Source organism: Shewanella sp. NKUCC06_TVS (assembly GCF_019345515.1).
In the GTDB taxonomy this organism is placed as follows: Bacteria; Pseudomonadota; Gammaproteobacteria; order Enterobacterales; family Shewanellaceae; genus Shewanella; species Shewanella oncorhynchi.
Map to the genome: position 1 here is coordinate 185,366 of NZ_JAHKQX010000010.1, position 7,322 is coordinate 192,687.

Genomic DNA, 7,322 nt, shown 5'->3' on the forward strand with positions numbered 1-7,322 from the left:
ATGTTTGAGATCATGGATACTCACTCAGACGACGCGGTGATTAAAGTCATCGGCGTTGGCGGCGGCGGCGGTAACGCTGTCGAACATATGGTCAAACACAACATTGAAGGTGTTGAGTTTATCGTTACCAATACAGACGCTCAGGCCCTGAGAAAATCAGGCGCTGGCTCAACAATTCAATTAGGACGCGATGTCACTAAAGGTCTTGGAGCAGGGGCAAACCCAGATGTGGGTCGTGCTGCAGCTGAAGAAGACCGCGAAAACATTCGCGCGGCAATCAAAGGTTCTGACATGATCTTTATCGCTGCCGGTATGGGCGGTGGTACAGGTACAGGTGCTGCACCTGTTGTGGCTCAAATCGCACGTGAAGAAGGTATTCTCACCGTTGCGGTTGTGACTAAGCCTTTCCCATTCGAAGGGAAAAAACGTATGGCTTACGCTGAGCAAGGCATTGCCGAGCTGGCTAAGCACGTGGATTCGTTAATCACGATCCCGAACGAAAAATTATTAAAAGTATTGGGCCGTGGTACTTCTTTACTCGATGCGTTTGCCGCAGCGAATAATGTGTTACTTGGCGCGGTACAAGGTATTGCCGAGCTTATCACTCGTCCAGGTCTGATTAACGTCGACTTTGCCGACGTGAAGACTGTGATGTCTGAAATGGGTAATGCCATGATGGGTACTGGCGTCGCTCGCGGTGAAGACCGCGCTGAAGAAGCGGCCGAAGCTGCTGTTGCCAGCCCATTATTAGAAGACATCGACTTAGCCGGTGCGCGTGGTGTGTTAGTTAACATTACTGCGGGTATGGATATGAGTATCGAAGAATTCGAAACTGTCGGTAATCATGTTAAGGCTTATGCTTCTGACAACGCGACTGTGGTGGTTGGTGCTGTCATCGACCCAGAAATGAGTGATGAGTTGCGTGTAACGGTTGTTGCGACCGGTATTGGTGCTGAAAAGCGTCCTGATATCCAATTGGTTTCTAAACCTGCACCTCGTCCAGAGCCAGTGGTTGTTGAACCAAAAGTCGAAGCCTATGTCGAAGAAGCTGCACATGTGAACTATGCAGCGCCAAAAGGCAACGTGTTGCCAGCGGCTCCGCAGCCAGCTCCTACGCCTGCACCATCGACAAAGCATGAATTGGATTATCTTGATATTCCAGCATTTTTGCGTAAGCAAGCCGACTAGCGAGAGCGTTTGAGTCCAGCGTAATATGTGAGGTGTTGTTCGTTTTGGGCAATACCACAACATAGCTGCATTTGTGTGACATAATAAAGTTATGTTATTATGTTGAACCAGTGCGGCTCGATTTGCCGACGCTGAGTGTACAAATATTAGGCTTTATAATTGGCATATAAACGGGTAACTGAATGATATTTCAACGAACTGTTCAGAAAATGGTGAAAACAACTGGTGTCGGATTGCATTCTGGCAACAAGGTCACTTTGAGCATTATGCCCGCGCCCGTTAATTCAGGGATCGTACTCGTGCGCACCGATTTGAGTCCTGCCGTCGCCATTCCTGCGAAGGCGGAGCAAGTTCGTGAAACCACTATGTGTACGGCACTTGTCAATGACGAAGGTATTCGTATCTCGACCATTGAGCATTTATTTGCAGCACTTGCGGGTTTAGGCATAGATAACGCTGTAATCGAAGTGGACGCGCCTGAAATTCCTATTATGGATGGCAGTGCAAGCCCATTCGTCTTCTTGTTGCAGTCTGCAGGTATTAAAGAGCAGGCCGCGCCTAAGAAGTACTTAAAGATTAAGCGCCCTGTGCGCGTTGAAGATGGCGATAAATGGGCCGAGTTAAAACCGTTTAAAGGTTTTAGAGTCAATTTTAAAATTGATTTTGCGCACCCAGAAATCGCTCGTAGCCAACAGCATGTGGTGATGGACTTTTCAACTTCTGCTTTCGTGAAAGATATCAGCCGCGCCCGTACTTTTGGGTTTATGCGTGATATCGAATATTTGCGAGCTAACAACCTAGCGTTGGGCGGCAGCATGGAAAACGCTGTTGTACTTGATGAATATCGCGTCCTTAATCCCGACGGCCTGCGTTATGAGGACGAATTTGTTAAGCACAAAATTCTAGATGCGTTTGGTGATTTATATGTGGCTGGGCACGCTATTTTAGGTGAGTTCACTGCGTATAAAACCGGTCATGCGTTGAACAACCAATTGGTGCGTGCTTTACTGGCGCAACAAGATGCGTGGGAGTTGGTCAGCTTCGAAAAAGAAGCCGATGTCCCCGTCAGCTTTACCGTACCAGGTGGCGCTGTATTTGCTTAAAAAGCGGTAAGATTATTTATTACGGCTGGCCAATGAGGCCAGCCGTTTTAGTTTTTCGCCCAGTGAACCGCCAATATTTTCCGCTAATGCTGCAATGTGCTCCGCTGCTGCTGGGCTTAATTCTTTATGTCCCTGTTTAGGCTTTGCGTCATACATTGCTAATCTCGGGTTGACTTTAACTTCAATTGCGGTAAGGATTGGGAGCGTTTCTGCTTGAAGCTGGGTTAATAGCTTCGGCTTTTGGAAATTAATTCGCGCAGCCCAGGCTGCCGAAGTGGTTTCAACCACAAGAACACCCTGGCGGAAATTAGCGACTTTTAGTTGCTCCGCAACAGGACCTGCAATAATCTGCTTCACATGCTGATCCAGATACATAAGTAGTTCCGCTTTCTCAGCAAGGTCGGGTAATTTTCCCGATTGATGCAGTAATTGGCTGAGATCTTGAGGGGGCTTTTTCATATGATAATAAGATGGCTGAATTAGGCTATGAGTGTAACAGTATTTATTCAAGGTCGGAATGGCGTCACACGCTGGCAGCCCAGTAAACGCTGGTTGCTACTTCCAATACTATTGTTGGCCACTGGGTCCGGTATTTATCAACACAACTCCGCTCGATTTCAAGATCAGCAAGCCAGTGTCGATAACGATCGTCTCGTGCGCGAACAACAAAAGAAACAAGTCTTAGAGCTTAAAAGTGCTACTGAGTCTCAACTGGCTATGCTTGTGACTCATGTTGCACGTATGCAAGCCAAGATCACCCGTCTCGAAGCTTTAGGTCAACAGGTCGCCCAGCAGAATAAGTTGGATGAAGATTTTGATTTTTCATCCGAGGTTGGTGTGGGTGGTTTGAGCGAACTAGGCACTAACATCGAGCTCGGACAGCTTATCGACGATATGGATAAGTTGGCATCACGAATTGACAATAATAATGTTCAGCTTTCACTACTTGAAACAGTGTCATCTAACCACCATATAGATGATGAACGTTATATATCAGGTATCCCGCTCGATAAAGGTTGGTTATCGTCACCCTACGGATTACGTAATGACCCTTTCAACGGTCGCAGGTCTGTGCATAAGGGGATTGATTTTACCGGTCGAGAAGGAGCTAAAGTTGTTGCGACTGCTGCAGGCGTGGTGACTTTTGCTGGAAATATGTTCGGTTATGGCGAATTGGTTGAAATCGACCATGGTAACGGTTTGCATACGCGTTATGGCCATAATAAAGCTTTGTCAGTGACTGTAGGTGATGTGGTCGCAAAAGGCGATGCTATCGCCAGTATGGGAAGCACTGGGCGCTCAACTGGGGCTCATGTGCATTATGAAGTGTTGCGCGGCGGACAGCAGATAGATCCACAAAAGTTTGTCTACCGCAAAGCAAGTTAATTGAAACATTGGCTTCTAGTTTCCATCATGGACTTGGCCTACAGAGAATAAGTGATTCAGATGTTTGGTAAATTACTGACAAAAGTATTTGGTAGTCGCAACGACCGCACCCTTAAAGGGCTTCAAAAGATCGTTATTAGCATTAACGCATTAGAAGCTGATTATGAAAAATTAACCGATGAAGCATTAAAGGCGAAAACCGCAGAGTTCCGTGAGCGTTTAGCTGCTGGAGCTTCATTAGATAGCATAATGGCTGAAGCCTTTGCGACAGTACGCGAAGCGTCTAAGCGTGTATTTGATATGCGTCATTTCGACGTACAGTTACTCGGCGGTATGGTACTCGACAGCAACCGTATTGCTGAAATGCGTACGGGTGAAGGTAAAACCTTAACGGCAACCTTACCCGCCTACTTAAACGCATTGACAGGCAAAGGCGTCCACGTGATTACAGTGAACGATTACTTGGCACGTCGTGATGCCGAGAATAACCGCCCACTGTTTGAGTTCCTTGGTTTAACCGTAGGAATCAACGTCGCAGGCATTGGCCAACATGAGAAGAAATCGGCCTATAACGCCGATATCACTTACGGGACCAACAATGAGTTTGGTTTCGATTATCTGCGCGATAACATGGCGTTTTCACCGCAAGAACGGGTTCAACGTCCGTTGCATTACGCCCTAATCGATGAAGTGGATTCAATCTTAATCGACGAGGCGCGTACGCCGCTGATCATCTCTGGCGCCGCAGAAGATAGCTCTGAGCTATACATCAAGATCAACACCCTGATCCCTAATCTTATCCGTCAAGATAAAGAAGATACGGAAGAGTTTGTGGGTGAGGGCGACTACAGCATCGATGAAAAAGCCAAACAAGTGCATTTTACCGAACGTGGTCAAGAAAAAGTAGAAAACCTGTTGATCGAGCGCGGCATGTTAGCCGAAGGCGACTCACTCTATTCTGCAGCTAATATTTCCCTGTTACACCACGTCAACGCGGCGCTTCGTGCGCACACGCTGTTTGAACGTGATGTGGATTACATAGTACAAGACAACGAAGTCATCATAGTCGATGAACACACGGGTCGTACTATGCCAGGTCGTCGTTGGTCGGAAGGCTTACATCAAGCTGTCGAAGCCAAAGAAGGCGTACACATTCAAAACGAAAACCAAACATTAGCTTCGATCACTTTCCAGAACTACTTCCGTCAATACGAGAAGCTGGCAGGTATGACAGGTACAGCTGACACTGAAGCGTTTGAATTCCAACACATCTATGGATTAGACACAGTCGTTGTGCCTACTAACCGTCCAATGGTGCGTAAGGATATGGCGGATTTAGTTTATTTGACCGCCGATGAAAAATATCAAGCGATCATTAAAGACATTAAAGATTGCCGTGAACGTGGTCAGCCAGTATTGGTGGGTACAGTATCAATCGAACAGTCTGAACTGTTAGCGCGCTTAATGGTGCAGGAAAAGATCCCGCACGAAGTTTTAAATGCTAAATTCCACGAACGAGAAGCTGAAATCGTCGCGCAAGCTGGCCGTACTGGTTCTGTGACTATTGCGACGAACATGGCAGGTCGTGGTACTGATATCGTGCTTGGCGGCAACTGGAACATGGAAATCGATGAACTCGATAATCCAACAGCAGAGCAAAAAGCTAAGATCAAAGCTGATTGGCAAATTCGTCATGATGAAGTCGTTGCTGCGGGTGGTTTACATATCCTAGGCACAGAACGTCACGAATCACGCCGTATCGATAACCAGTTACGTGGTCGTGCGGGTCGTCAAGGTGACGCGGGCTCATCACGCTTCTACCTGTCGATGGAAGATAGCTTAATGCGTATCTTCGCCTCGGATCGTGTCTCTGGCATGATGAAAAAGCTGGGTATGGAAGAAGGCGAAGCGATCGAGCATCCATGGGTGTCACGCGCAATCGAAAACGCTCAACGTAAAGTTGAAGCCCGTAACTTCGATATCCGTAAGCAATTACTCGAATTTGATGACGTCGCTAACGATCAACGCCAAGTGGTTTACGCCCAGCGCAATGAGTTGATGGATGCGGAAAGTATTGAAGATACTATCCAAAACATCCAAGACGATGTGATTGGCGCAGTAATTGATCAGTATATTCCACCGCAATCAGTAGAAGAGCTGTGGGATATCCCAGGTTTAGAGCAACGTCTACACCAAGAATTTATGCTCAAATTACCTATCCAGGAATGGTTAGATAAAGAAGACGATCTGCATGAAGAGAGTCTACGTGAGCGTATTATTACTGCTTGGGGCGATGCGTATAAGGCAAAAGAAGAAATGGTTGGCGCACAAGTGCTACGCCAGTTTGAAAAAGCCGTTATGCTACAAACGCTCGATGGCCTGTGGAAAGAACACTTAGCGGCGATGGACCATCTGCGTCAAGGTATCCACTTACGTGGTTACGCGCAGAAGAATCCAAAGCAAGAATATAAGCGTGAGTCGTTTGAGTTATTCCAACAACTATTGAACACCTTGAAACACGACGTCATCAGTGTGCTGTCGAAAGTACAAGTGCAAGCTCAGTCAGATGTGGAAGAAATGGAAGCGCGTCGTCGTGAAGAAGATGCCAAGATCCAGCGCGACTATCAACACGCAGCGGCAGAGTCGCTTGTTGGCGGTGGTGATGAGCATGAAGCTGTCACTGCGCAAGCACCGATGATCCGTGATGGTGACAAAGTGGGTCGCAACGATCCTTGTCCTTGTGGCTCTGGTCGTAAGTACAAACAATGTCACGGCAAGTTAAGTTAATCTGCTGACAGATTAAGCCTACTGAATAAGTAGAATAAAACGTACACTAAAGGCAACTTATCTAAGTTGCCTTTTTATTTCTTCATTAATTTAGAATTAAGCCTCACGTTTACTCCCATGTCATCCGGATTACATTCTTACTCTTCTTTATATAGCTAATCGTCGTTATTCCCCATTGAACATCATTTCATTCTTATCGATAGCCTCTAAAGTTAACCCGCCGCTGTAGCAAATTTAACCGTTAAAACCCATTTTGTGGATAAGTCTGAGGATAAAGTGGGGGTATTGTGTGACTAACTGAAAGTATTAAAAAAAGATCCATTTTTCTCAAAAAAGCCCTTGCGGACTTTCTCAATCTCCCTATAATGCGCATCCACTGACACGGCAGACAGCGAAACGCAAGTTAAGCAAAGAAAGCCAAGCAGTTCATCGGTTAGCAAGCTAAACGATGAGTGTTGAGAAAGTTTAAAAAACTACTTGACGCACTAACGGGAATGCGTAGAATACGCAGCCCTGACCCGCTGAAAACTCAGTGTGTGGTCAACGCTCTTTAACAATTTATCAAGCAAATCTGTGTGGACACTCACAGGTGTTGAGTTAATCGAAACTGCTTAGCCTTCGGGTTGGCAGTCAAAAATTTAAATCAACCAATTCTTTCACGAGAGTGATGAGTGTTCATAGCAATATGTACAAAGACTTACTTAGTAAGTCGAACAGAATTCGTTGAGCCGTTTGACGTAAGTCAAACAACAAAACTTTAATTGAAGAGTTTGATCATGGCTCAGATTGAACGCTGGCGGCAGGCCTAACACATGCAAGTCGAGCGGCAGCACAAGGGAGTTTACTTCTGAGGTGGCG

Annotated in this window: 5 protein-coding genes and 1 rRNA gene; 5 read left to right on the top strand and 1 reads right to left on the bottom strand. The window is 46.3% G+C overall.

Features of this window, described 5'->3' with window-relative positions:
* A complete protein-coding gene (gene ftsZ / locus KO531_RS13140; protein ID WP_106648312.1) occupies positions 1-1,188 on the top strand; it encodes a cell division protein FtsZ in 1,188 nt (395 codons plus the stop codon).
* Between the two features lie 182 nt (positions 1,189-1,370).
* Entirely contained in the window at positions 1,371-2,291 is a 921-nt protein-coding gene (gene lpxC / locus KO531_RS13145) for a UDP-3-O-acyl-N-acetylglucosamine deacetylase (RefSeq protein WP_011845621.1), read from the top strand.
* A 12-nt stretch (positions 2,292-2,303) separates the two neighbouring features.
* Here lpxC and KO531_RS13150 read toward each other — a convergent pair whose 3' ends face one another.
* Entirely contained in the window at positions 2,304-2,750 is a 447-nt protein-coding gene (locus KO531_RS13150) for a DciA family protein (RefSeq protein WP_106648311.1), read from the bottom strand.
* Positions 2,751-2,777: 27 nt separating this feature from the next.
* Between KO531_RS13150 and KO531_RS13155 the strand changes: the two genes are divergently transcribed.
* The 3 genes from KO531_RS13155 to KO531_RS13165 all read left to right on the top strand — a co-directional run.
* Positions 2,778-3,677 carry a M23 family metallopeptidase gene (locus KO531_RS13155; protein WP_105251201.1) on the top strand — a complete coding sequence of 300 codons (900 nt, stop codon included), beginning with the start codon at positions 2,778-2,780 and terminating at the stop codon, positions 3,675-3,677.
* A 60-nt stretch (positions 3,678-3,737) separates the two neighbouring features.
* On the top strand, positions 3,738-6,464 hold the full coding sequence (gene secA, locus KO531_RS13160) for a preprotein translocase subunit SecA (RefSeq protein ID WP_212601193.1): 2,727 nt from the start codon (positions 3,738-3,740) through the stop codon (positions 6,462-6,464).
* Between the two features lie 758 nt (positions 6,465-7,222).
* Positions 7,223-7,322: ribosomal RNA gene (locus KO531_RS13165) — 16S ribosomal RNA — on the top strand; the annotation flags it as partial.

What these genes read in the sequence shown, in the direction of transcription:
- ftsZ (WP_106648312.1), top strand. Translation starts at nt 1, where the DNA reads ATGTTTGAGATCATGGATACTCACTCAGACGACGCGGTGATTAAAGTC.
- lpxC (WP_011845621.1), top strand. Translation starts at nt 1,371, where the DNA reads ATGATATTTCAACGAACTGTTCAGAAAATGGTGAAAACAACTGGTGTC.
- KO531_RS13150 (WP_106648311.1), bottom strand. Translation starts at nt 2,750, where the DNA reads ATGAAAAAGCCCCCTCAAGATCTCAGCCAATTACTGCATCAATCGGGA.
- KO531_RS13155 (WP_105251201.1), top strand. Translation starts at nt 2,778, where the DNA reads ATGAGTGTAACAGTATTTATTCAAGGTCGGAATGGCGTCACACGCTGG.
- secA (WP_212601193.1), top strand. Translation starts at nt 3,738, where the DNA reads ATGTTTGGTAAATTACTGACAAAAGTATTTGGTAGTCGCAACGACCGC.